The following is a 21,591-nucleotide window of genomic DNA, read 5'->3' as shown; positions in this document are numbered from 1 at the left end:
GTGGGGCCACCCCCACCCCCCCCCCCCCCCCGCCCCCCCCGCCCCCCCCCCCCCCGCCGCCCCGCCCCGCCCCCCCCCGCCGGGGGCCGCCCCCCCCCCCCCCCCCCCCCCCCCCACCTGCGTGACGCTTCGGGCGACGGGGGTGACGTCTCGGCCCGCGTACAAATAGTGAGCCTTGGTAATGAATCGGGCAGAGTAAAGGGGTGACGACGGAGACGACGACGGAGTTCCGGTTCCGAGACATCGCGCTGGTGGCGTACGCGCCCTCGATCGTCAGCTCCATGGGGCACGGCGCGGTGATGCCGGTCCTGGCGCTTCGGGCCTCCGACCTGGGTGCGGACGCGTCGATGGCCGCGTTCGTGGTCGCACTGCTCGGGATCGGGTCGCTGGCCACCTCGTTGCCGGCCGGGTCGCTGGTCGCGCGGATCGGCGAGCGCCGGACGCTGATGGGCGCCGGAGCCCTCGACGCGGTCGCGATGACCGTTGCGTTCCTCAGCAGCTCGGTCGCCGTACTCGCCATCGCCGTGTTCGTGAGCGGGATGAGCTGGACGGCGTTCCTGATCGCCCGGCAGGGCTTCCTCATCGACGCGACCCCGCTCTCCCACCGGGCGCGGGCGATGTCGCTGCTGGGCGGGTCGTTCCGGCTCGGGGTCTTCGTCGGACCTCTGCTCGGCGCCGGACTCATCCACGCGTTCGGTCTCCCCGTGGTCTTCCTGTTCGCAGCCGCGATGTCGCTGTGCTCGGCGGTGATCGGCGGCTGGATGCCCGAGCTCGGCCGCACCCGCTCGCGCGAGCAGGGGCATCTGAGCGTACGCAGCGTGCTGTGGACCTACCGCCGGACCTTCGCCACCCTGGGGGTGGCGGTGGTGATCATCGGGATCTCGCGGTCCGTACGCACCGGGCTGCTGCCGCTCTGGGCCGACCACATCCACCTCGAGGCCTCGGTGGTCTCGCTGCTCTTCGCCGGGGCGGCGCTGGTCGACATCGCCCTCACCCTCCCCGGCGGCTGGCTGCTCGACCACCGCGGACGTCAGGTCGTGGCGATCCCGGTGGTCCTCGCCGTCGGCCTCGGCTGCCTGCTGCTTCCCCTCACCCACGACGCGCTCAGCCTGGGCGCGGTGATGGCGCTGATCGCCATCGGCAACGGCCTCGGCTCGGGGATCGTGATGACGCTCGGAGCCGATGCCGCGCCCGAGGACGGTCGCGCCCAGTTCCTCGGCGGCTGGCGGCTGTGCGGCGACCTGGGCGGCACCGGCGGACCGCTCCTGGTCTCCGGCCTGGCCGCGGTCTTCTCGATCGCCGCCGCGCCGGTCGCGCTCGGGCTCTTCTCGCTCGCCGGGGCGGTCTGGGTCGGCTACTGGACCGGCCGCGCCGACCGGGTCCGGCTACAGGCCCACCGACCCGACCAGCTACGGGACGAGCGCACGTGAGAGTGCCTCGGCCAACGCCGCCTCGTCACCGGTGACGGTCAGCTCGGCGGCTCGGGGCGACGTACGGCCCCAGAGGAGCAGCGCCAGGTCGCGAGCGGATCCGGTGACGGACACCTTCTGCACCGCGTTCGGCGCCCCGATCGCCCAGGTCCGGTCGATGTCGGTCGCGGTCAGCTCGATGCGGGTGACGACCTTTCGCGTGCGCTTCAAGGCAATCTGCCGCGGGTACATCACGGTCAGCACCTCGTCGACCGTGTCGGCCCAGAGCTCCGGGGTCACCTCGGGTGCGTCGAGCCCGAGCGCAGCTCTGAGGTCCCAGAGGTGGATCAGCGTCTCGTGCACCTGACGCCGGAACCAGAACGAGACCGGCCCACGGCCGTCCTCGGTCAGCCCGTTGAGGATCCGGCCGGTCGCCTCCGGCCCCAGCGCAGAGAGCGTCTCGCGCAGCTCGCCCGCCTGCTCCTCGTAGGCCGCGACCAGGTCCAACGGGACCGGCAGCGGCTCCTCGTCCTCGTCGCGCGCCAGCGCCGCCGCCCAGTGGTGCACGCCGGCCAGATGGTCGGCCAGATCCCCGACCGACCAGTCGTCGCAGGACGGCACCGGTACGTCCGGGTCGGCCTGCCTCAGCGCGGCCGCGAACTCGGCCTGCAGCACACCGAGGGTCACGAGGTAGTCATCAGGCGTCGGCACGTCGCAGACCCTACTGGCAGCGCGGCAGCACCACTGCGAGTCGCTCCTCGAGGCGGGCTAGATCGGCCGGGTCGGTGATGAACGACTGCTTGCCGGGAGGCGGGAGGAAGCCGACGACGTCCATGACGTCGAAGTACGGCTGGGGCTCCCTGCCGGTCATCGTGGTGTACGCACCCGCGAACCGGTCCGCGACCTCGCTGCCATGCACTATCGCGAGATTGGTCGCGCAGTGGGCCACGTCCAGCCAAGCCGGTCCGATCGACGCCTCCACCCAGTCGACGACACCACTGATCTCGCCGCGGTCCCAGAGCACGTTGCGCGGATGGAAGTCACGGTGGATGAAGCAGGGATCGTACGTCGGCGGCTCACTGCACAGCAGCGCGAACGCGTCCTCCCACAGAACCGCATCGCTCGCCCAGGCGGGAACCACGAACTTCGCCTCCCACGCCCACGACTGATAGCTGCGTACGTCGCTCGTCGGCCGGATCACATGGATGCTCGCCAGCAACTCCGCGAGCCGTGAGAGCGAGGCGTCATCGTCGCGCTGCGGCTCGATCACCCCCGGGCGCAGGGTCATCAGATGTGCCGGATGCCCGCAGCGTTCACCCGCGGCGTCGAGCGCGAGCGACCGGGGCGCCGGCACCACCGTGGTCGCGAGCATCCGCTGGATCTCGCTCTCCCGAGTAGTCAGTGGTTCACCGTGCGTACGCCACGGCTCGTTCGTCATCAGCCGGAGCACGACCTCCTCGTGACCGCCCGCCGCGATCGCCAGCATCGTCGACGTCCAGCCACCCGAGAGACGTCGCACGCCCTCCACCGGCCCGCCCAGCACCTCCTCGACCCACTCGAGCGCAGCAGTACAGTCCGCCTCGGGATCAGTTCGCACCCCGCAACTCTAGGAGGTAGTTCGGGACGTTTCGGCCCATTACTCGCGGGTAGACCGACCGAAGCGTCCGGGACTACTTCTGGCGGGCGCGGTGGGCGGCGGCCTTCACCCGACTCTGGCAGCGGGTGGAGCAGAAGCGGCGGCCGGCGTTCTTGGAGGTGTCGACGAAGACCCGGTCGCACGGGTCGGCCTGGCAGACGCCGAGGCGGCCGGCCAGGTCGGAGCCGATCGCCAGCGCGAGGCCGGCGGCGATTCCCGCGCCCCAGCCGATGACGAGGCCGGGATCGCGGCCGTGGAAGTGCAGCGCCCAGCCTCCCCCTCGGGCTCGGTCGAGCTGTGGGACCGAGCCCATCTCCCGCATGAGCGCGTTGACCACGGTCGCGGCCGTGTCGAGGTCGCCGCCGGCCGCCGCCTCGAACACGACGCGCAGGGACTCGGCGAGCGCGACCATCCCGTCGGCATCGGCCTCCTCGACCCGAGGCTGGTAGTCGGGACGGGAGAGCAGGTCACCGACGACCCCCGCCCGCCGGCCAGAGGAAGGCGGCTGCACCGGGCGGGTGCCGTCATGCCCCGGAGTCAGGGCGTTGACGAGCTTGCACGCCTGCTCGGTCACCGTATGTACGTGACTGTCGAAATGTATTTGACCAGTCACGAACTCAGGACCTACCGTCTCAGCCATGACCGTCATTCAACCATTGACCAGTCACCAAGGCACGCGGTGGCCGCGATCCCTCGTCGTGTTGGTCATCGCCCGGGCGGTGAACCGGCTGGGTTCGTTCGCCATGGCGTTCATGGCGGTCGCCCTGGTCGAGGTGCACGGGGCCTCCCTCGCCACCGCCGGCGCCGTGGTGACCGCCTTCGGCATCGCCACCATCCCCTCGCGGCTGCTCGGCGGCTGGATGGCCGACACGGTGGGTCGCCGGCCGACGATCGTCGCGGGCCTCGTCGCCTGTGCGGCGGCCCAGCTCGTCATCGCCGCGTCCCCCGGGATCACCGGCGCACTGATCGGCGCGACGCTGCTCGGACTGGCGTACGAGATCTACGAGCCCGCCTCCCAGGCGCTGATCGCGGAGTCGGTGGAGGTCGAGCGGCGGCCACAGGCGTACGGACTCTATGGCGCCGCGATGGCTGTCGCCGGTGTGGCGGCAGGAGCAGTGGCCGCCGTCGTGGGCGGCATCGACCTGCGTCTGCTCTTCGTCGCCGACGCGCTCACCTGTCTGTGCGCCGCGGTGCTCGTCCTCGCACTCGTGCGCGACACCACGCCTCGGGATGTGCGCCTGCAATGGTCCGGGCCGAGCCCCTGGCGTGATCGCCGGCTCCTGACGATGCTCGCGCTCGGTACCGGGTTCGCCACCGCATGGATCCTGAGCACGATCGCCCTCCCGCTGACCGTCTCCGCCCGCGGGCACGACGCCGCGGCCACCGGCTGGCTACTCGTGGTCGCCGCGCTGGTCACGATCGCAGGCCAGCGCCTGCTCCGCGGCGCCGCCGCCCGGCCCTTCACGCTCATCCGCGCAGGCCTGGTCCTGATGGCCGTCGGCTTCGCCGTCATCGCGTACGCAGCACCGCTGCCGCTCCTCGCACTCGGCTCCGCGATCGTGGCCCTCGGCGAGGTCCTTCTCCTGGGCCCACCGATCGCGCTCGTGGCCGGCCTGGCGGCCACCGACGGCTCCCGGGCGGGCTACCTGGCGGCGTACGGCACCTGTTGGGGGATCGCGCAGACGATCGGGCCGATGCTTGCGACCGGCCTGTTGTCGCACGGGGTCCCGACGGTCTGGCTCGCCGCCGCCGGCCTCTGCCTCGGCCTCACGGCCGTCACCGCGCCGGTTGCGGCCGCCTGCTCACCGAGATGACTCGGTGAGCAGACGCGCCTCAGAGCACCCGGGAGAGGAACGCCTGGGTGCGCTCGTGCTGGGGGTTGCCGAGGACGTCGGCCGGGAGGCCCTCCTCGACGATCACTCCGCCGTCCATGAAGACGACCTTGTCGGCGACCTCGCGGGCGAAGTTCATCTCGTGGGTCACCACCATCATGGTCATACCCTCGGCAGCCAGGTCCTTCATCACGGCCAGGACATCCCCGACGAGCTCAGGGTCCAGCGCGGAAGTCGGCTCGTCGAAGAGCATCATGTCGGGGTTCATCGACAGCGCCCGCGCGATGGCGACGCGCTGCTGCTGGCCGCCGGAGAGGTGAGCCGGGTAGGCGTCGGCCTTGTCCGAGAGCCCGACCTTCTCCAGGTTGGCCCGAGCTGTCTTCGTGGCCTCGGCCCGGCCCCGCTTGAGCACCTTCTCCTGAGCGACCGTCAGGTTGCGCAGCACGGTCATGTGCGGGAACAGGTTGAACTGCTGGAAGACCATCCCGATCCTGGCGCGCAACGCGTCGACGTCGGCGTCCGGATCCGTGATCTCCTCGCCCTCGACCAGGATCGTGCCGCTGGTCGGCTCCTCGAGCATGTTCACGCAGCGCAGCAGCGTCGACTTGCCGGACCCGGACGGCCCGATCACGCAGACGACCTCGCCCCGGCCGATGTGGAAGTCGATGCCCTTGAGCACCTCGTTGTCGCCGAAGTACTTGTGCAGCTGCTGTACGTCGATCGCGGCGGCGCCACGATCGGAGGTCGTCTGGGTCATCAGCGGGCCTTCCCGGACTTGGCTTCCATGCGGCGTACGACGATCGAGAGCGGCACCGTGATCAGCAGGTAGCACAGCGCGATGGTCACCATCGGCGTCAGGTTGGCGTTGGCGTTCATGTTCTCGCGACCGAAGGCGGTCAGCTCGTACTCGTCCAGCGACAGCCCGAGGATGTAGACCAGCGAGGAGTCCTTGGTGAGCAGGATCAGCTCGTTGGTCAGCGGGGGCAGGATCACCCGGAACGCCTGCGGGAGCACGATCGTGACCATGGCCCGGGTGTGCGTCATGCCCAGGGTGCGCGCCGCCTCGTACTGACCCTTCGGCACCGCCTGGATGCCGGCCCGGATCGTCTCGGCCATATAGGCGCCGCCGACCAGGCCGAGCGCCAGTGTGACGGTGCTGAGGTTGGACAGCTGGACCCCGAAGGCCAACGAGAGCCCGAGCCCGAGCACGAGGAACACGACCAGCGCCGGCAGCCCGCGGAAGAGCTCGATGATGCCGGTCGAGATCCACCGGTACGGACCGACGCTCGAGAGCCGCATCAGCGCCAGCACCAGTCCCAGCGCCAGCCCGAAGGCGAACCCGCAGGCGGTGTAGATGACCGTGTTCTTGAGCGCGATCACGATGACGTCGGGGAACAGCTGAGAGGCGATGTCGAGGTCGAGGAATGCCCGCCTGATCTCACCCCAGTCGGCGATCAGCGCGATGACGACGACCAGCAGTACCAGGATGGCGTACTGGATGTAGCGGGCGAGCGCCGCACGCTTGCGCGGCGACATCCGCTTCTTGGGAACCACTGCCGCGCTACTCACTGCGCGGCAGCCTCCCCGAACCACTTCTTGTAGACCTCGTCGTAGGCGGCCTTGTCGTTGATGCCCTTGTTGAGCACCTCGAGCAGCTTGTCGTTGCCGTTCTTCTTCACCGAGAAGCCGTACGCCTCACCGGTCTGGAACTCGCTGGTGATCTCCGTGTCGGTGTTCTCCTTGACGAAGTCGTAGAGAAGACCGTTGTCGTTGACACCGGCGTCGGCCTTGCCGGACTTGACCGCCTGCATCATCAGCGCCGAGTCCTCAAGCGTGATGATCTTGGCGTCCTTGGGCGCGTTCTCCTTGACGTAGTCGGCACCCGTGGTGGCCTCCTGGACCGCGATGGTCTTGCCGGCGAGGTCGTCGAGCGACGCGTAGCCCGCGCCCTTCTTGGTCATCAGGGCCTGGGTCGCCTCGAAGTAGGGCTCGGTGAAGTCCATGACCTTCTCGCGCTCCTCGTTGATCGTCATCGCGCCCGCGGCGACGTCACACTTGCCGGAGTTGAGGGCCTCACCGGAGACGATGGTCTCCCAGCCGATGTTGACGACCTCGGTCTCGAGCTTCTCGGAGTCGGCCGCGATCTTGAGCACGTCGATGTCGAAGCCGACGACCTCGCCACCCTCGTTGAACTCGAACGGCTTGTAAGGAAGGTGCGTGCAGATGGTCAGGGTGTCGGCCTTGACCAGCTTCGCACCCGACGTCGAGGTGCCGCCCTCGTCGCCGCCACCGCAGGCGGCGAGCGCCAGCCCCAGGGCCGGAACGGTCAGGACAGCAGCGAACTTCCGCAGATTCATGCGGGGCACTCTACGACGCTTTGGACGACGATGGCCCGCCACCCCTCGGGGTGGCGGGCCATCGCAGTGATCCTGAGGCTCAGGCCTCGTCCTCACCCGCAACGTTCTTGACGCGGTTGGGGTCGACCTGGACACCGGGGCCCATGGTGGTCGAGAGGGTGACCTTCTTCAGGTAGCGGCCCTTGGAGGAGGACGGCTTCAGACGAAGCACCTCCTCGAGAGCAGCGGCGTAGTTCTCAGCGAGCTGGGCCTCGGAGAAGGAGGCCTTGCCGATGATGAAGTGAAGGTTGGCGTGACGGTCGACCCGGAAGTCGATCTTGCCGCCCTTGATGTCGGTCACGGCCTTGGCCGGGTCCGGGGTGACGGTGCCGGTCTTCGGGTTCGGCATGAGGCCACGGGGGCCGAGCACGCGGCCGAGGCGGCCGACCTTGCCCATCATGTCGGGGGTCGCGACGACGGCGTCGAAGTCGAGCCAACCGCCGGAGACCTTCTCGATGAGCTCGTCGCCACCGACGACGTCCGCGCCGGCCTCGCGAGCGGCCTCGGCCTTGTCCGGAGCAGCGGCGAAGACGATGACGCGCATCGTCTTACCGGTGCCGTGGGGCAGGCTGACGGTGCCGCGCACCATCTGGTCGGCCTTGCGGGGGTCGACGCCGAGACGCATGACGACGTCAACGGTCTCGTCGAACTTCTTCTTGCTGGAGGACTTGGCGATCTTGATCGCGGCCAGCGGGGCGTACAGCTCGTTCTTGTCGAACGTCTCCGACGCCGCGCGGTAGGTCTTGCTGCGCTGCATGGTGATTCCTTCGGTAGTTAAGAGGAGATGTGGTTAGCGAGCCAGCGCGGCTCTCCCACGGTCAGTCGGTGGTGACGCCCATGGAGCGGGCGGTGCCCTCGACGATCTTCATCGCTGCGTCGATGTCGTTGGCGTTGAGGTCGGGCAGCTTGGTGGTCGCGATCTCGCGCACCTGGTCCTTGGTCAGCTTGCCGACCTTGTCCTTGTGCGGGACGGACGAGCCCTTCTTCAGACCGGCAGCCTTCTTGATCAGCTCAGCGGCCGGCGGGGTCTTCGTGATGAAGGTGAACGAACGGTCCTCGTAGATGGTGATCTCGACGGGGATGACGTTGCCGCGCATGGACTCGGTCTGGGCGTTGTACGCCTTGCAGAACTCCATGATGTTGACGCCGTGCGGACCGAGCGCGGTACCGACCGGCGGGGCCGGGGTCGCGGAGCCGGCCTGCAGCTGCACCTTGACGAGCGCTGCGATCTTCTTCTTCGGAGGCATTCTTGAGATCTCTTCCTTCTCGTGGTCATGACGAAGCCGCTTGTACGTTTCGGCCTCTGCCACCTGCTGTGTTGCTCTCGCAACTGGTCAATTGTCCGTGATCCGCTCGGGTTCACGAAATCAGCGCAGGGCGGCCCACTGAGTGAGACCCCCTGAGTGACGGGCACCACTCCCCTTGGCATACTCCCCCAGGGATTTACAAAGGGAGCTCAATTGTTCAACCGACGTCTGTCCATGTTCGCCGCGCTCGTGCCGCTGGCCGCCCTCTCGGCGGCGTGGACCGCCGCCGCCACCGGCGCCGGGTTCGATCCGGTCGAACCCGTGACGCTGCCGGGCGGCGAGACCCTGGTGACGTCGGCGATCGAGCAGCCCGCGAGCGTCACCGAGCCCGCGCCCGCGCAAGGCGCCCGCAAGGGCGCTCGAACCGGCACGATCGCCGTCGCGATGGCGCAGGGAAGCGACATCCCGATGTCGGCGCTGGCCGCCTACCAGCGTGCGGCCGCCGTCGTCACCACCGCCGACCGGGCCTGCGCCCTCGACTGGACGCTGCTCGCCGCTGTCGGGATGGTCGAGTCCGACCACGGGCGCCTCAAGAGCAGTCGGCTCGACGACTCGGGCAAGGCCTCTCCCGCCATCTACGGCCCGGCGCTGACCACCGCCTCCGGCGACCCGGCGCCCGACACCGATGCCGGCGCGGTCGACAAGCTCACCAGCGGCGACCGGGCCGTCGGGCCGATGCAGTTCATCCCCTCGACCTGGCCGCTGGTGGCCGTCGACGGCGACGGCGACGGCGTACGCGACCCGCAGGACATCGACGACGCCGCCCTCGCCGCCGCCGTCTACCTCTGCTCCGGCGACGAGGACGTCTCCACCGACAAGGGGAAGCAGGCCGCGCTCACCCGCTACAACCGCAGCAAGGCGTACGTCTCCACCGTGCTGAAGATCGCCAAGGGCTACGCCGACAGCCCCTACGGCGGTGACGACATCGAGCTCGCCGCCGCGCCCGCGCACTCCGAGGCGAAGTCCGGAGGCCAGGGCTCCGACGCGTCGAAGCGGGCCGACAAGAAGCCCGGGAACAAGAAGCCCCACGCCACCGCACCGAAGCCGAGCGCCAGCGCCCGGCCGTCTGACAAGCCGAGCCCGACCCCCTCGACGAGCCCCAGCCCCAGCGCCACCCCGACCGACGACGGCAGCTGGGCCTCGATCCCCGAGCGACGTGCGATCTGTGGTGCCGAGCTGGCCTCCCGCTTCCCCGACCTCGCCGCCGGCTGGGACACCAACCGCGCCGTCGACTCCTGCAGCATCCGGCTGCTCGGCAAGACCGTCACCCAGGCCAACGCCGCAGCTCCCGGAGTCGTCACCGACATCACCGGCTACGTCGAATGGCTGATCAAGACGCTGCCGTAGCCCGGGGCGCTGGTCTAGCGGCGACCCGCGCACCGCCTGCCGACTTCCCCGCATGTGCGCGGTTGTTGCAGCGTCTCCGCAGGTCGGGGCCGAAATTTCCACGCACATGAACGGAAGTGGTCAGCCCTGGCCGATGCAGGTCGGCCGGCGATCAGGCTCCTTGACAGGCAGCCAGCGCGTCCTCGGCCTTCGTCACCGCACCCTCGGCCGCGTCGAGCTCCTCCTCCGCAGCCGCCACAGCCTCCTCGGCCTTGGCCGCCTTGGCGGTGAGGTCGGCAGCCTTCGCGGTGGCATCCGCAGCCTTCGCCATGATGTCCGCGAACGCAGCAGCATCCTCAGCGCTGGTGCCCATGCTCGCGGCGTCAGCCGCTTCGCCGACCTTGTCGGCCTCCGCGCCCGCCTTCTCCGCTGCGGCGGACGCCTTGGTGAGCACTGCTTCCAGGGTCTTGACCTCGGCCTGCAGCGGCACGACTGCCGCCTCTGCGGTCTTGACCGCCGCCGCCTCCTCGAGGCAAGCAGCACCCGGCTCCGATCCGTCACCGCACGCGGCAAGAAGGGGCATGGCGAGCGCGGCGAACGACACCGCGATCCGAGTCCTGATGGGTACGTTCATCGTGGCTCTCTCTCAATCCGGCGACGACATCGATCGGGGACGAATCGCCACCGATCGGCCGGCCCGAGGCGACACCCGCCCGGCAGCGTCCGGGGCAACGGCATGTTAAGCGGCATTCGTCTGGTGCCGCATCGGCAAATCAGACGTCCCGCGCCATCGATGGGTCGAGCGGCTGATCGACATGTTGCCGCAGGACGTACGAAATCGCGGAACGCCCGGGCTTCATGCCCGGGCGTTCGGCGTACTGAGATCTCTCAGGCTGGTCTCGACCCGCTTCGCGGCTTCGCAAGCTCAGCCGCTGCGCTCGCTCGACCTCTTCGCGTTATGACCTGCGACTTCGTCGCAGGTCATAGGCTCAGACCTTCTCGATCTGGTTGAACGAGAGCTCGACGGGGGTCTCGCGGCCGAAGATCTCGACGAGAGCCTTGACCCGCTGGGACTCGGCGTTGAGCTCGGTGATGGTCGCGTGGAGGGTGGCGAAGGGGCCGTCGACGACGGTGACCGAGTCACCCTCGGCGAAGTCGACGACCTCGACGGGCTTCTTGGCGGTGCCGGTGGCACCGGAGGCGGCGGTCGCGGCCTCACCGGCGGCGGCAGCCTCGGCCTCGGCCTGGGCGACGACGGCGGGGGCGAGCATGTTCTCGACCTCGGTCATCGACAGCGGCACCGGCTGGTGGCTGTGGCCGACGAAACCGGTGACCGACGGGGTGTGACGTACGGCCGCCCAGGACTCGTCGGTGAGGTCCATCCGGACCAGCACGTAACCCGGGAGAACGGTGCGCTTGACCATCTTGCGCTGGCCGTTCTTGATCTCCGGGACCTCCTCGGTGGGGACCACGATCTCGTGGATGTAGTCCTCCATGTTGAGGGAGACGATGCGGTTCTCCAGGTTGGACTTCACCCGGTTCTCCATGCCGGAGTAGGTGTGGATCACGAACCAGTCGCCCGGCTTCGCCCACAGCTCGCGGCGGAACGCCTCGAGCGGGTCGTCGTCAGCGGCCTCTGGCGCCTCGCCCTCGACGATCTCCTCGAAGGAGTCCTCGGCCGCGTCAGCGGACTCGTCGGCCGCGTCGAACTCGGCCTCTGCAGGCACGTCGGAGGCGGCCTCGGCCGTCTCGAGGACCTCGGTCTCCTCGGTGTAGTCCTGCTCAGACACGTCCTGCTCCAAACCGTTGAATGTGTATTTCGGGTGTGCTCCGCGGGCCGGGGCCCACGCGATCACGCGTCGCGGCCGCCGAACACCCAGAACATCAACTTGCCGAACCCGAGGTCAAGGCCCGCGGTGATCGCCATCATGACCAGGACGAAGACCAGAACCACGACGAAGTACGTCGAGAGCTGCTGCTGCGTCGGCCAGACGACCTTGCGGAGCTCGGCCACGACCTGGCGGTAGAACGTCGGGAGACTGGTGCGCTTCTCCGTCTTCTTGTCGTTCGGAGTCGGGACTGCCTTGCTGTCCGTCACGCCGCCACCTTCTCTCGAAAACGTTTCCATCGCTGGTCCGGCTTTGCAGGGCACGAGGGACTTGAACCCCCAACCTTCGGTTTTGGAGACCGATGCTCTGCCAGTTGAGCTAGTGCCCTACGGAGGTCTGCATCAGACGCGCGGTTGAGGGCGCGGCTAACCATGTGGGAAGACCACCAACGGTGAGTCTACGCACTGGGCAATGGTGCTTCCAAAACCGGGGTGCGCTGACCCATAGGATTGCTGACATGACCTCAGATCCCCGTCCCCTCGCCGAGCTCTCGCGCGAGGAACTCGAAGCGTTCGCAACGGAGCAGCGCACGGCGTACGACAACTTGGTGGCCAAGGGCCTGAAGCTGGACCTGACCCGGGGCAAGCCCTCCGCGGACCAGCTCAACCTCTCCGACGGCCTGCTCCATCTCCCCAAGTCGACGACGGCCCCGGACGGCACCGACACCCGCAACTACGGCGGCCTGGCGGGCGGCATCGAGATCCGTGAGATCTACGCCGAGCTCCTCGGCCTGGAGACCGCCCAGCTCATCGCCGGCGGCAACTCGAGCCTCACGATGATGCGCGACACGCTGATGTACCTGTGGCATCACGGCGGCGTCGACAGCGAGCGGCCGTGGGGCCGGGAGGAGACGGTCAGGTTCGTCTGCCCGGTGCCGGGCTACGACCGTCACTTCACGCTCCTGGAGTGGTTCGGGATCGAGATGGTGACCGTGCCGATGCACGCCGACGGGCCCGACGCCGACGCCGTCGCCGCCCTCGTCAAGGACGACCCGACGATCAAGGGCATGTGGCTGGTCCCGACCTACGCCAACCCGACCGGTGACACCACCTCGCAGGAGATCGCCGAGCGGCTCACCTCGATGCCGACCGCGGCTCCCGACTTCAAGATCTTCTGGGACAACGCCTACGCGCTGCACCACCTGACCCCGGCGGAGACCAAGACCGCCGACGTCGTCTCGCTGGCCAACGCGGCCGGCAATCCGCACCGTCCGCTGGTCTTCGCCTCGACCTCCAAGGTCACCTACGCGGGCGCGGGCGTCGGCTTCTTCGGCGGCTCGAAGGAGAACGTCGCCTGGTGGCTCGACCACCTGAGCAACGGCGCCATCGGCCCGGACAAGGTCAACCACCTGCGGCACGCGGAGTTCTTCGGCTCGGCCGCCGGCGTACGCGAGCACATGGCCAAGCACCGTGAGCTGCTCGCACCGCGGTTCGCGGCCGTCGAGGACGCCCTCACCGACGAGCTCGGCTCGCTCGGCGTGGCCACCTGGACCAAGCCCGCAGGTGGCTACTTCGTCAGCCTCGACGTGCTCCCCGGCACCGCGACCAAGGTGATCGAGCTGGCCAAGGGTGCCGGCGTCGCCCTGACCCCGGCCGGTTCGGCCTTCCCCGGGAAGCACGACCCGGAGGACACCAACATCCGGCTGGCCCCCTCCTTCCCGCCGTTGGAGCAGGTCAGCGGGGCCATGGAGGTCGTCACGGTGTGCGTGAAGCTGGCCGCTGCGGAGAAGCTGCTCGCGTGACTCCGGACCGACCCCACCGAGACCGGCGCGACCTCCGTACGCTGCCGAAGGCGCATCTGCACCTGCACTTCACGGGTGCGATGCGCCACCAGACCCTGCTCGAGCTGGCAGCCCGCGACGGGATCCGGCTGCCCGAACAGCTGGTCGCCGACTGGCCTCCGACGCTGAGCGCGGCCGATGAGAAGGGCTGGTTCAGGTTCCAGCGCCTCTATGACGTCGCGCGCTCGGTGCTGCGCACCGAGGCGGACATCCGGCGACTGGTCATGGAGGTCGCCGAGGACGACGTACGCGACGGCGGCAGGTGGCTCGAGATCCAGGTCGACCCGTCGGGCTATGGGGCGAAGTTCGGCGGGATCACCGCCTTCACGGATCTGGTCCTGGACGCCGTCGGCGACGCGGAGCGGGCGACCGGGCTCGGGATCGCGGTGATCATCGCCTCCAACCGCACCCGCCACCCGATGGACGCGCGCACGCTGGCGCGCCTGGCCGGGCAGTACGTCGACCAGGGCGTGGTCGGCTTCGGGCTCTCCAACGACGAGCGGCGCGGGCGGACCGAGGAGTTCGACCACGCCTTCCAGATCGCGGAGCGCGCCGGCCTGCGGCTGATGCCGCACGGCGGCGAGCTGCGCGGTCCCGAGCACATCCGCACCGTGCTGCGGTCGTTGCACGCGACCCGGCTGGGTCATGGCGTACGTGCTGCCGAGGATCCGGCGCTGCTCGACGAGATCGTGCGCGCGGGGGTCGCGCTGGAGGTCTGCCCGACCTCCAACGTGTCGCTCGGCGTCTACTCCGACCTGACCTCGGTGCCGCTGCCGCAGCTGCTCGACGCGGGTGCGACCGTGGCGCTGGGGGCCGATGACCCGCTGCTGTTCGGGTCCCGGCTGGCGGCGCAGTACGCCACCATGCGGGCTGCTCACGAGCTCTCCGACGAGACCCTCGCCGACCTGGCACGGATGTCGATCACCGCCTCGACCGCGCCCGACTCGACCAAGAAGGGTCTGCTCGCCGAGATCGACGACTGGATCGACACGCCCTCCCAGCACACGGATCAGCCGAGTTAAGACACAATGTCGGCCATGACGAACCCGTCCGACGATCAGCCCGATCCCAACCAGCCGGCCGACGCCGCCACGCCGCCTCCGCCGACCCCGTCCGAGCCGGCCGAGCCGACCGACCCCGACGTGACCCAGGTGGCTACTCCGCCTGCGTCCACGCCGCCTGCGCCGACCCAGCCGATGTACGGCCAGACCTATGGCGAGCAGCCGTCCAACCCCTACGGCGGCGCGACGTTCGACCAGAAGCCGCCGGTCCCGCCGGCTCCGGCCCCCTCCTACGGGACGCCTCCGCCGCCCTCCTACGGCGCTCAGCCGGGCTACGGCCAGGCTCCCTACGGTGCTCCGGCCGCGTACGCAGGTGCGGGCGGTGCCCCGGACTCCGGGGCGACCACGGCGATGGTGCTGGGCATCATCGGACTCGTCGGTGGGTTCCTGTGCACCATCGGCTTCATCGTCTCGCCGGTCGCCATGTTCCTCGGCCTGGCTGCGAAGAAGCGGATCGACGCCTCGGCAGGCGCGCTGACCGGTCGCGGCAACGCTCAGGCGGGCTTCATCCTCGGCATCATCGGCACGGTCTTCCTGGCCCTGATCATCATCCTGATCGTCGTCCTCGTCATCATCGGGATCAGCGGCGGGTTCGACGACTCGGGCTACGACAGCGGCTACGAGCCGTACGACAGCGAGTTCTGAGAGATGACGAACACGCCACCACCCGGCTATCAGCCCGCCCCGGCGCCCTACGGGTACCCCCAGCCACCTCCGCATCCCGAGGCCAACTCGGCGATGGTCCTCGGGATCGTCGGGCTGTGCCTGTCGGTCATGTGCGGCGGGATCGGCGTCTTCGTCGCACCGTTCGGATGGGTCAAGGGCAAGCGGGTGATGGCCGAGATCGACGCCAACCCGGCTGCCTACGGCGGGCGTGGCAACGCCCAGGCCGGTTTCATCACCGGCCTGATCGGGACGATCTTCGGGGCGCTCTACATGCTCTTCTGGGTCGCGTACATCATCTTCATCATCGTGATGATCGTCGTCGCCTCCAACGAGACCGACACGACGACGTTCGACAGCATCAACGCGATGCTGAGCAGCCGAATCTGACGGATGGACTGCGGCTACTTCACCTCCGGCGCCTGCCGCTCCTGCCGCTGGCTGGAGATGGCGTACGCCGACCAGCTCGCCCAGAAGCAGAGGCGGGTCGCCGCTGTGCTCGATTCCCTGGGCTTCGGCGACGTACGTTGGGAGGAACCGGTCTCCAGCCCGGAGGCCGGTTTCCGCAACAAGGCCAAGATGGTCGTCGCCGGGTCTGTGGAGGCGCCGACGCTGGGGATCCTGTCGCACGACGGTCTCGGGGTGGACCTGCTCGCGTGCGGGCTGCACACCCCGGGGCTGCAGGCCGCGCTGCCGGTCCTGTCCCGGTTCGTCACGACCGCGCGGCTGACCCCCTACTCGGTGCCGGAGCGACGCGGCGAGCTCAAGCACGTGATCGTCACCGAGGCGCCTGGCGGCGAGCTGATGGTGCGCTGGGTGCTGCGGTCGACCGAGGCGCTGTCGCGGCTGCGCAAGCACCTTCCCGCGCTGCTGGACGAGCTGCCGGTCGCGGTGGCCTCGGTGAACATCCAGCCGGAGCACAAGGCCGTCATCGAAGGCCCGGAGGAGATCTTCCTGACCGCCCGCGAGGCGCTCACGATGGAGGTCAACGGGATCGGCCTGCGGCTGCGCCCGCACTCGTTCTTCCAGACCAACACCGATGTCGCGGCCGCGCTCTACCTCCATGCCCGCGACCTGGTCGCCTCGGTGTCACCGGGCTCGGTGTGGGACCTCTACTGCGGCGTCGGCGGCTTCGGGCTGCACGTGGCCGCGCCCGGTCGGGAGGTGCTCGGTGTCGAGTCCAGCGAGCAGGCCATCGAGGCCGCCGCCTCGACCGCCGCGGAGCTGGGCCTGCCGGGCACCAGCTGGGTGGCCGGGGACGCGACCGCGTACGCCCTCTCGGCTGCTGCCGCGCCCGAGCTGGTCATCGTCAACCCGCCGCGGCGCGGCATCGGCTCCGCGCTCGCCGGGTGGCTGGAGCAGTCGGGGGTCGAGCACGTCGTCTACTCCTCGTGCAACGTCGACACCCTCGCCCGCGACCTGCGCGACATGCCCTCGCTCCGCCCCGTCTCGGCGAGGCTGCTCGACATGTTCCCCAACACCGACCACCACGAGGTCCTTCTTCTCCTCGAACGCACCTGATGCCGAGTCGGCTCGTTCTGACGCCCCGACTCGACGGTGCATGAGAGTCCGGGTCGGTCGCTCCTAGAGCTCCACGCCGAGCATGACGGGCTCGTTGACGAGCACGATCCCGTACGCCGCCTCGACCCCGTCGCGTACCTCTCTCGCCAGGGCGAGCAGGTCCTCGGTCGTGCCCTCGCCGCGGTTGGTGAGGGCGAGGGTGTGCTTCGTGGAGAGCGACACGCGGCCTGCCAGAGCCTGGGGCGCATGGCCCTTCTTGAACCCGGCGTGGTCGATGAGCCAGGCCGCGGAGGTCTTCACCGTGCCGTCGGGCTGCGGGTAGGCCGGAGCGCCCTCGGGTACGTCCTCGGGAGCCACCACCGGGTTGGTGAAGAACGAGCCGGCCGACCAGGTGTCGTGATCGGCCTCGTCGATGACCATGCCCTTGCTGCGGCGCAGGGACAGGACGGCCTCGCGGATCTGCTTGGACGGCACCCGGGTGCCCTGCTCGACGCCGAGCGCGCCGGCGAGCTGGGCGTACGCGATCGGGGAGCCGGTCTCGCCGTCGGTGCCGAGTCGGAAGGTGACCTCGAGGACCACGTAGCGGCCGGGCACGGCCTTGAACCGCGACCAGCGGTAGCCGAACCCGCACTCCCCGGCGGTGAAGCTCCGCACCTCGCGAAGCTCGCGGTCGAACACCTTGACCGAGGTGATGGTCTGGGAGACGTCCTGGCCGTACGCCCCGACGTTCTGGATCGGGGTCGCGCCCACGCTGCCAGGGATGCCGGAGAGCGCCTCGACACCGCTCCAGCCCTTGTCGACGGCGGTCGTCACGAAGTCGTCCCAGGTCTCGCCCGCAGCCACCGTGACGCGTACGCCACCCTCGACCGGCTCCGCCGACACGCCCGTGGTCGCCAGCTTGATGACGGTGCCCGGGAAGCCGGCGTCGGCGACGACCAGGTTGCTGCCGCCGCCGAGGACGAGCACGTCCTTGCCGGCAGCGTCGGCCGCGGTCACGGCCTCGATGATCTCCGCCTCGGTGGTCGCGCTGACGAACTCCGCCGCCGGACCGCCGAGATGGAAGGTGGTGTGGTCCGAAAGCAGGTCAGGCACGCACGGTCACCTTCGGCATGCCGAGGACCTTCTGGTCGCCGGAGAGGACCGTCAGGGCGATCGTCGCCAGCCCGTCCTCGACCGACTTCACGGTGCCGCTGACCGTCACCGAGGTGCCCTCGTCGTCATCGGGCACGATGACCGGGTTGGTGAACTTGGCTCCGAAGTCGACGACCTCGGCACCGTCGGTCCACTCCGAGACCGCTCGGGCGACCAGCGCCATGGTGAACATGCCGTGGGCGATCACGCCGGGGAGGCCGACGGCGGTGGCGATCCGGTCGGACCAGTGGATCGGGTTGAAGTCGCCGCTCGCGCCGGCGTAGCGCACCAGCGACGCCCGGGTGACGGGATAGGTCTTCGGGGCCAGCTCGGCGCCTGCTTCGAGCGTCATCACGCGACCTCCGCCGCTCGGTGGACCAGGGTGGCCGAGGTGGTGCACACGACCGCCCCGGAGTCGTCGGTGATCTCCGAGACCGTACCGATGATGTCGTTGCCGCCGATCTGTCGCAGCGAGGCGACGCTCAGGATCGCGACCAGCACGTCCCCCGGCGCGATCGGCCGGGCGTAGGAGAACTTCTGCTCGCCGTGGACGATCCGCGACAGCTCGACCTGGACGTCGTCCAGGAAGGCGTTCATCGCGTCGAAGGCGAGCACGATCGGGAACGTCGCCGGAACCGGGTCCCCGCTCTCCCAGCTCACGCCGGTGGCGGCAGCGAACTCCCGCACCTTCTCGTCGGTGACCCGATAGGGCCTGGTCGGAGGAAACGCGCGCCCTACGAGCGACCCATCAACTGCCATGCGGCCAACTCTAGTGGCCCGCCGAGAAGTCACCCACGTCGGCCGAAGCGTCAGGTAGGTCGGCCGAGTTGGCACGCCCTCGCCAACTCGGCCGACGGGAGTGACGTCTCGGCCGACCGGGGTGACGTCTCGGCGAAATGACGAACGCCCCGCCTCCCGGAACTCGGGGCGGGGCGTTCGGAGCGCCGATCAGTGTCGCGCTCTACCTAGAAGTCGAACTTCAGCGGGTCTCGCGGTGCGCGGTGTGCTTGCGGCAACGCGGGCAGTACTTGTTGAGCTCGATCCGGTCGGGGTCGTTCCGACGGTTCTTCTTCGAGATGTAGTTCCGCTCCTTGCACTCGGTGCAAGCGAGGGTGATCTTCGGGCGAACGTCGCTGCTCTTGCTGGCCACAGGAGTTTCCTTACAGTACTGATCGAGGTGGTGCGGTCTTTGGCGGTAGCGGGGGCGGGGATCGAACCCGCGACCTCACGATTATGAGTCGTGCGCTCTAACCGCCTGAGCTACCCCGCCTCAACAGGAATCAGGCCCGCAGTATTCCTACCGCGGGTCCCGAACTCCAGAGCCCCTTTACGGAATCGAACCGTAGACCTTCTCCTTACCATGGAGACGCTCTGCCGACTGAGCTAAAGGGGCGTTGCGAAAGAGAACATTACGGTAGGGGCGGCGTGCTCAACAAATCGACACGACCCTTCCCTCCGCGGGCCGCATCATCGCAGGTCAGCGGGGTCCTCGGCGCCTCGATCGGGCTCCCAGATGCGCGCGAAACCCATCGCTTCCTCGAGCTCGTAGGACAGCTCGAGCAGCATTCGCTCGCGTCCCGGCGCCGCCCCGAACATCATCCCCTGAGGCAGCCCGGCCAGAGTCTCCTGAATCGGCAGCGACACCGCCGGCCCACCGGTGACGTTCTGCCACGGCGTGAACGCCACCCAGTCCATCAGCCCCTTCATCACCAGCTCGTAGGCCTGGCTCGGCGCCAGCCGGCCGATCTCCGGGGTCTCGTGTGCGACCGTGGGCGTCAGGACGACGTCGTACGCAGCGTGGAACCCCTCCGCGATCGCCTGCGCCTTGCGCAGCCGGACGATGGCGGCCGGGACGTACTTGGCGTTCTTGAGCGTGTGCTGCGCGAGGCCAACCGTGAGGTTGTCGAGCCGGCGGCGGTCCCAGGTCTTGCCGCGGAGCGGGCCGGCGTTGACCAGTGCGACCGCCAGCGTCCCCCAGTAGAGGACGAAGTCGTCGGCGAAGGTGTCGGGCACCGGCGGCGGCACCGCTTCGACGGTGTGCCCGAGCTCCTCCAGCACCGCCGCGGTCTTCAGCGTCAGCTCGGCGACCTCGGGGCTGGCCTCGCGCCCGAGCGCTCCGGTGAAGATGGCACAGCGCAGCCGCTTCGACCCGGGGCCGGTGACGTCCCCGATCGGCGGCAGCGAGGTGTGGTGCGCCTTCTCGGCCTCCCGGAATAAGGCGGCGGTGTCACGCACCGAGCGGGTCAGCACACCGTCGGTGACGATCTTGAGCGGCAGGAAGCCGTAGAGCGGGTCCTGCGGCAGCCGGTCGCGGGTCGGCTTGAGCCCGACGAGACCGCACGCGCCGGCCGGGATCCGGATCGAGCCGCCGCCGTCGTTGCCATGGGCGATCGGTACGGCCCCCGCGGCGACCAGCGCGCCCGAGCCGGCCGAGGACGCACCGGCCACGCGGCCGGTGTCCCAGGGGTTGCGCACCGCTCCGAGCCGCGCGTGCTCGGCCGTGCCCGAGAACCCGAACTCCGAGAGCTGGGTCTTCCCCAGGGACAGCAACCCCAGCTTGAAGAGCAGCTTGGTCATCTCGCCGTTGCGTGAGGCCGGCGGCATGGCGTACGAGTCCGTGCCGTTCCTGGTGGGCACACCGGCGACGTCGGTGTTGTCCTTGATCAGGGTGGGGACACCGGCGAAGAAACCGGCCCGGGGAGCACGCGCCTGGATCCGGGCTCGGTCGAAGGTGCGGTAGGCCATCGCACCCAGCGAGGCGTCGACCACCTCGATCCGGGCGATGGACGCCTCGACCGCCTCGAGGGTGCTGAAGTCACCGCGCCGCAGGGCATCGGCGACCCCGACCGCGTCGAGAGTGCCGAGCACGTCGTCGGTGAAGGCGTGCACTCGAGCCATGCCGTCAACGTTAAGCCCGCGGGAGCCTCAGAGGAGGAGGTACGCCACCAGCGGAACCAGGAGACATGTCACAACCGCTGTGAGTCCCATCGCCAGTCCGGAGAAGGCGCCCTCGACGCGGCTCTCCTCCAGCATCCGGGCGGTGCCGATGCCGTGCGAGACGGCGCCGACCGCGACACCGCGGGCCCGCGGGTCACGGATGCCGATCAGGGTCAGCACTCGCGGCGCGACCATCGCGGCGACGATTCCGATCACGATCGCGAAGGCCGCCGACAGCTCCGGATAGCCGCCCAGGCGGTCGGCCAGCTCGATCGCCACCGGCGTCGTCACGGCCTTCGGAGCTATCGTCCGCTCCAGGACGTCCCCGCCGCCGAGCCAGCGCACCAGCAGGATGCCTGAGACCATCGACACGACCGCGCCGGCGGTCAGCGCGACCAGGACGGGCACCACCATCCCCTTCAGCCGCGCGACCTGGTGGTAGAGCGGGATCGCCAGCGCGACCGTCGCCGGGCCGAGCAGAAAGCTGATCAAGGTGGTGGCGTCGGCGTAGTCGGCATAGCTCGTGCCACTGACCGCAAGCAGGGTGCCGACGATCACGATCGCCACCGCCACCGGCTGTGCCAGCGGCGAACGGGTCCGCGCCCGCAGCCACCGCCCGAACTCGTACGCCGCCACCGTCACGAACAGCCACAGGATGACGCTCAAACCGCCACCTCCGTAGCGCAAGCGCCACAATACGGAA

General features: G+C 69.4%; 25 protein-coding genes and 3 tRNA genes. 8 read left to right on the top strand and 20 right to left on the bottom strand.

Annotated features, from left to right (window positions below):
* Positions 1-203 precede the first annotated feature (203 nt).
* Entirely contained in the window at positions 204-1,430 is a 1,227-nt protein-coding gene (locus ACIRON_RS25650; protein ID WP_402996764.1) for an MFS transporter, read from the top strand.
* Here the strand turns inward: ACIRON_RS25650 and ACIRON_RS25645 are convergent.
* From ACIRON_RS25645 to ACIRON_RS25635, 3 genes are all read right to left on the bottom strand, one after another.
* On the bottom strand, positions 1,410-2,120 hold the full coding sequence (locus tag ACIRON_RS25645; protein WP_402996762.1) for a maleylpyruvate isomerase family mycothiol-dependent enzyme: 711 nt from the start codon (positions 2,118-2,120) through the stop codon (positions 1,410-1,412). The genes ACIRON_RS25650 and ACIRON_RS25645 overlap by 21 nt on opposite strands.
* A 10-nt stretch (positions 2,121-2,130) precedes the next feature.
* Entirely contained in the window at positions 2,131-3,006 is an 876-nt protein-coding gene (locus tag ACIRON_RS25640; RefSeq protein WP_402996760.1) for a phosphotransferase family protein, read from the bottom strand.
* 73 nt (positions 3,007-3,079) lie between these two features.
* A complete protein-coding gene (locus ACIRON_RS25635; protein ID WP_402996758.1) occupies positions 3,080-3,619 on the bottom strand; it encodes a CGNR zinc finger domain-containing protein in 540 nt (179 codons plus the stop codon).
* Between the two features lie 64 nt (positions 3,620-3,683).
* On the opposite strand from ACIRON_RS25635, the gene ACIRON_RS25630 reads away from it, so the two are divergent.
* Positions 3,684-4,859 (top strand): MFS transporter, encoded by a 1,176-nt coding sequence (locus ACIRON_RS25630; protein ID WP_402996756.1) that lies wholly within the window; start codon positions 3,684-3,686, stop codon positions 4,857-4,859.
* 19 nt (positions 4,860-4,878) lie between these two features.
* On the opposite strand, the gene ACIRON_RS25625 is transcribed toward ACIRON_RS25630, so the two are convergent.
* The 5 genes from ACIRON_RS25625 to rplK all read right to left on the bottom strand — a co-directional run bounded on the left by ACIRON_RS25625 (position 4,879) and on the right by rplK (position 8,520).
* On the bottom strand, positions 4,879-5,634 hold the full coding sequence (locus ACIRON_RS25625) for an amino acid ABC transporter ATP-binding protein (RefSeq protein WP_091042784.1): 756 nt from the start codon (positions 5,632-5,634) through the stop codon (positions 4,879-4,881).
* Positions 5,634-6,446: an amino acid ABC transporter permease gene (locus ACIRON_RS25620; protein WP_402996753.1), complete on the bottom strand. Its 813-nt coding sequence runs from the start codon at positions 6,444-6,446 to the stop codon at positions 5,634-5,636. The genes ACIRON_RS25625 and ACIRON_RS25620 overlap by 1 nt, the downstream gene beginning before the upstream one ends.
* A complete protein-coding gene (locus ACIRON_RS25615) occupies positions 6,443-7,234 on the bottom strand; it encodes a transporter substrate-binding domain-containing protein (protein ID WP_402996751.1) in 792 nt (263 codons plus the stop codon). The genes ACIRON_RS25620 and ACIRON_RS25615 overlap by 4 nt, the downstream gene beginning before the upstream one ends.
* A gap of 79 nt (positions 7,235-7,313) precedes the next feature.
* Complete coding sequence (rplA, locus tag ACIRON_RS25610) at positions 7,314-8,030, bottom strand: 50S ribosomal protein L1 (RefSeq protein WP_091042791.1); 717 nt, start codon at positions 8,028-8,030, stop codon at positions 7,314-7,316.
* A 61-nt stretch (positions 8,031-8,091) separates the two neighbouring features.
* Complete coding sequence (gene rplK, locus ACIRON_RS25605) at positions 8,092-8,520, bottom strand: 50S ribosomal protein L11 (protein ID WP_045550585.1); 429 nt, start codon at positions 8,518-8,520, stop codon at positions 8,092-8,094.
* A gap of 213 nt (positions 8,521-8,733) precedes the next feature.
* On the opposite strand from rplK, the gene ACIRON_RS25600 reads away from it, so the two are divergent.
* Positions 8,734-9,927, top strand: a complete 1,194-nt coding sequence (locus ACIRON_RS25600) for a lytic transglycosylase domain-containing protein (protein WP_402996748.1) — start codon at positions 8,734-8,736, stop codon at positions 9,925-9,927.
* A gap of 151 nt (positions 9,928-10,078) precedes the next feature.
* Here ACIRON_RS25600 and ACIRON_RS25595 read toward each other — a convergent pair whose 3' ends face one another.
* The 4 genes from ACIRON_RS25595 to ACIRON_RS25580 form a co-directional block, all read right to left on the bottom strand.
* Positions 10,079-10,540: a hypothetical protein gene (locus tag ACIRON_RS25595; RefSeq protein WP_402996746.1), complete on the bottom strand. Its 462-nt coding sequence runs from the start codon at positions 10,538-10,540 to the stop codon at positions 10,079-10,081.
* A 355-nt stretch (positions 10,541-10,895) separates the two neighbouring features.
* Positions 10,896-11,696 carry a transcription termination/antitermination protein NusG gene (gene nusG / locus ACIRON_RS25590; RefSeq protein WP_402996744.1) on the bottom strand — a complete coding sequence of 267 codons (801 nt, stop codon included), beginning with the start codon at positions 11,694-11,696 and terminating at the stop codon, positions 10,896-10,898.
* A 62-nt stretch (positions 11,697-11,758) separates the two neighbouring features.
* Positions 11,759-12,034: a preprotein translocase subunit SecE gene (gene secE / locus ACIRON_RS25585; RefSeq protein WP_091042798.1), complete on the bottom strand. Its 276-nt coding sequence runs from the start codon at positions 12,032-12,034 to the stop codon at positions 11,759-11,761.
* Between the two features lie 16 nt (positions 12,035-12,050).
* Positions 12,051-12,123, bottom strand: a tRNA-Trp gene (locus ACIRON_RS25580).
* Between the two features lie 129 nt (positions 12,124-12,252).
* On the opposite strand from ACIRON_RS25580, the gene ACIRON_RS25575 reads away from it, so the two are divergent.
* Genes ACIRON_RS25575 through rlmC form a run of 5 tightly spaced genes read left to right on the top strand, consistent with a single transcriptional unit; the run spans position 12,253 to position 16,820 of the window.
* Positions 12,253-13,536 carry an aminotransferase class I/II-fold pyridoxal phosphate-dependent enzyme gene (locus tag ACIRON_RS25575; protein ID WP_402996741.1) on the top strand — a complete coding sequence of 428 codons (1,284 nt, stop codon included), beginning with the start codon at positions 12,253-12,255 and terminating at the stop codon, positions 13,534-13,536.
* Positions 13,533-14,597: an adenosine deaminase gene (locus tag ACIRON_RS25570; RefSeq protein WP_402996739.1), complete on the top strand. Its 1,065-nt coding sequence runs from the start codon at positions 13,533-13,535 to the stop codon at positions 14,595-14,597. The genes ACIRON_RS25575 and ACIRON_RS25570 overlap by 4 nt, the downstream gene beginning before the upstream one ends.
* Positions 14,598-14,612: 15 nt before the next feature.
* Positions 14,613-15,281, top strand: a complete 669-nt coding sequence (locus ACIRON_RS25565; protein WP_402996737.1) for a DUF4190 domain-containing protein — start codon at positions 14,613-14,615, stop codon at positions 15,279-15,281.
* Positions 15,282-15,284: 3 nt separating this feature from the next.
* Complete coding sequence (locus ACIRON_RS25560) at positions 15,285-15,689, top strand: DUF4190 domain-containing protein (protein WP_402996735.1); 405 nt, start codon at positions 15,285-15,287, stop codon at positions 15,687-15,689.
* Between the two features lie 3 nt (positions 15,690-15,692).
* Positions 15,693-16,820 (top strand): 23S rRNA (uracil(747)-C(5))-methyltransferase RlmC, encoded by a 1,128-nt coding sequence (gene rlmC / locus ACIRON_RS25555; RefSeq protein WP_402996733.1) that lies wholly within the window; start codon positions 15,693-15,695, stop codon positions 16,818-16,820.
* 63 nt (positions 16,821-16,883) lie between these two features.
* On the opposite strand, the gene ACIRON_RS25550 is transcribed toward rlmC, so the two are convergent.
* The 8 genes from ACIRON_RS25550 to ACIRON_RS25515 all read right to left on the bottom strand — a co-directional run bounded on the left by ACIRON_RS25550 (position 16,884) and on the right by ACIRON_RS25515 (position 21,554).
* Positions 16,884-17,912, bottom strand: coding sequence for a UDP-N-acetylmuramate dehydrogenase (locus tag ACIRON_RS25550; protein ID WP_402996731.1), 1,029 nt, complete (start codon positions 17,910-17,912; stop codon positions 16,884-16,886).
* Positions 17,905-18,303, bottom strand: a complete 399-nt coding sequence (locus ACIRON_RS25545) for a MaoC/PaaZ C-terminal domain-containing protein (protein ID WP_402996729.1) — start codon at positions 18,301-18,303, stop codon at positions 17,905-17,907. The genes ACIRON_RS25550 and ACIRON_RS25545 overlap by 8 nt, the downstream gene beginning before the upstream one ends.
* The gene (locus ACIRON_RS25540) at positions 18,303-18,710 is read right to left on the bottom strand and encodes a MaoC family dehydratase N-terminal domain-containing protein (protein WP_402996727.1); all 408 of its coding nucleotides are present in this window, start codon (positions 18,708-18,710) and stop codon (positions 18,303-18,305) included. Before ACIRON_RS25540 ends, ACIRON_RS25545 begins: the two co-directional genes overlap by 1 nt.
* 220 nt (positions 18,711-18,930) lie before the next feature.
* Positions 18,931-19,101, bottom strand: coding sequence for a 50S ribosomal protein L33 (gene rpmG / locus ACIRON_RS25535; RefSeq protein ID WP_091042824.1), 171 nt, complete (start codon positions 19,099-19,101; stop codon positions 18,931-18,933).
* Between the two features lie 46 nt (positions 19,102-19,147).
* Positions 19,148-19,221, bottom strand: a tRNA-Met gene (locus ACIRON_RS25530).
* Between the two features lie 50 nt (positions 19,222-19,271).
* A tRNA-Thr gene (locus ACIRON_RS25525) sits at positions 19,272-19,344 on the bottom strand.
* 74 nt (positions 19,345-19,418) lie between these two features.
* Positions 19,419-20,849: an amidase gene (locus ACIRON_RS25520; protein WP_402996725.1), complete on the bottom strand. Its 1,431-nt coding sequence runs from the start codon at positions 20,847-20,849 to the stop codon at positions 19,419-19,421.
* Between the two features lie 27 nt (positions 20,850-20,876).
* The gene (locus ACIRON_RS25515; protein WP_402996723.1) at positions 20,877-21,554 is read right to left on the bottom strand and encodes an LrgB family protein; all 678 of its coding nucleotides are present in this window, start codon (positions 21,552-21,554) and stop codon (positions 20,877-20,879) included.
* Positions 21,555-21,591 lie beyond the last annotated feature (37 nt).

It is taken from the genome of Nocardioides sp. NPDC101246, from assembly GCF_044767415.1.
In the GTDB taxonomy this organism is placed as follows: Bacteria; Actinomycetota; Actinomycetes; order Propionibacteriales; family Nocardioidaceae; genus Nocardioides.
This window is presented reverse-complemented; position numbering and strand designations above follow the sequence as displayed.

Bases quoted from the DNA above. Each gene is read 5' to 3' on its own strand.
- ACIRON_RS25630 (WP_402996756.1), top strand. From the start codon at position 3,684: ATGACCGTCATTCAACCATTGACCAGTCACCAAGGCACGCGGTGGCCG.
- ACIRON_RS25625 (WP_091042784.1), bottom strand. From the start codon at position 5,634: ATGACCCAGACGACCTCCGATCGTGGCGCCGCCGCGATCGACGTACAG.
- ACIRON_RS25615 (WP_402996751.1), bottom strand. From the start codon at position 7,234: ATGAATCTGCGGAAGTTCGCTGCTGTCCTGACCGTTCCGGCCCTGGGG.
- rplA (WP_091042791.1), bottom strand. From the start codon at position 8,030: ATGCAGCGCAGCAAGACCTACCGCGCGGCGTCGGAGACGTTCGACAAG.
- rplK (WP_045550585.1), bottom strand. From the start codon at position 8,520: ATGCCTCCGAAGAAGAAGATCGCAGCGCTCGTCAAGGTGCAGCTGCAG.
- ACIRON_RS25595 (WP_402996746.1), bottom strand. From the start codon at position 10,540: ATGAACGTACCCATCAGGACTCGGATCGCGGTGTCGTTCGCCGCGCTC.
- secE (WP_091042798.1), bottom strand. From the start codon at position 12,034: ATGGAAACGTTTTCGAGAGAAGGTGGCGGCGTGACGGACAGCAAGGCA.
- ACIRON_RS25575 (WP_402996741.1), top strand. From the start codon at position 12,253: ATGACCTCAGATCCCCGTCCCCTCGCCGAGCTCTCGCGCGAGGAACTC.
- ACIRON_RS25565 (WP_402996737.1), top strand. From the start codon at position 14,613: ATGACGAACCCGTCCGACGATCAGCCCGATCCCAACCAGCCGGCCGAC.
- ACIRON_RS25560 (WP_402996735.1), top strand. From the start codon at position 15,285: ATGACGAACACGCCACCACCCGGCTATCAGCCCGCCCCGGCGCCCTAC.
- rlmC (WP_402996733.1), top strand. From the start codon at position 15,693: ATGGACTGCGGCTACTTCACCTCCGGCGCCTGCCGCTCCTGCCGCTGG.
- ACIRON_RS25545 (WP_402996729.1), bottom strand. From the start codon at position 18,303: ATGACGCTCGAAGCAGGCGCCGAGCTGGCCCCGAAGACCTATCCCGTC.
- ACIRON_RS25540 (WP_402996727.1), bottom strand. From the start codon at position 18,710: ATGGCAGTTGATGGGTCGCTCGTAGGGCGCGCGTTTCCTCCGACCAGG.
- ACIRON_RS25520 (WP_402996725.1), bottom strand. From the start codon at position 20,849: ATGGCTCGAGTGCACGCCTTCACCGACGACGTGCTCGGCACTCTCGAC.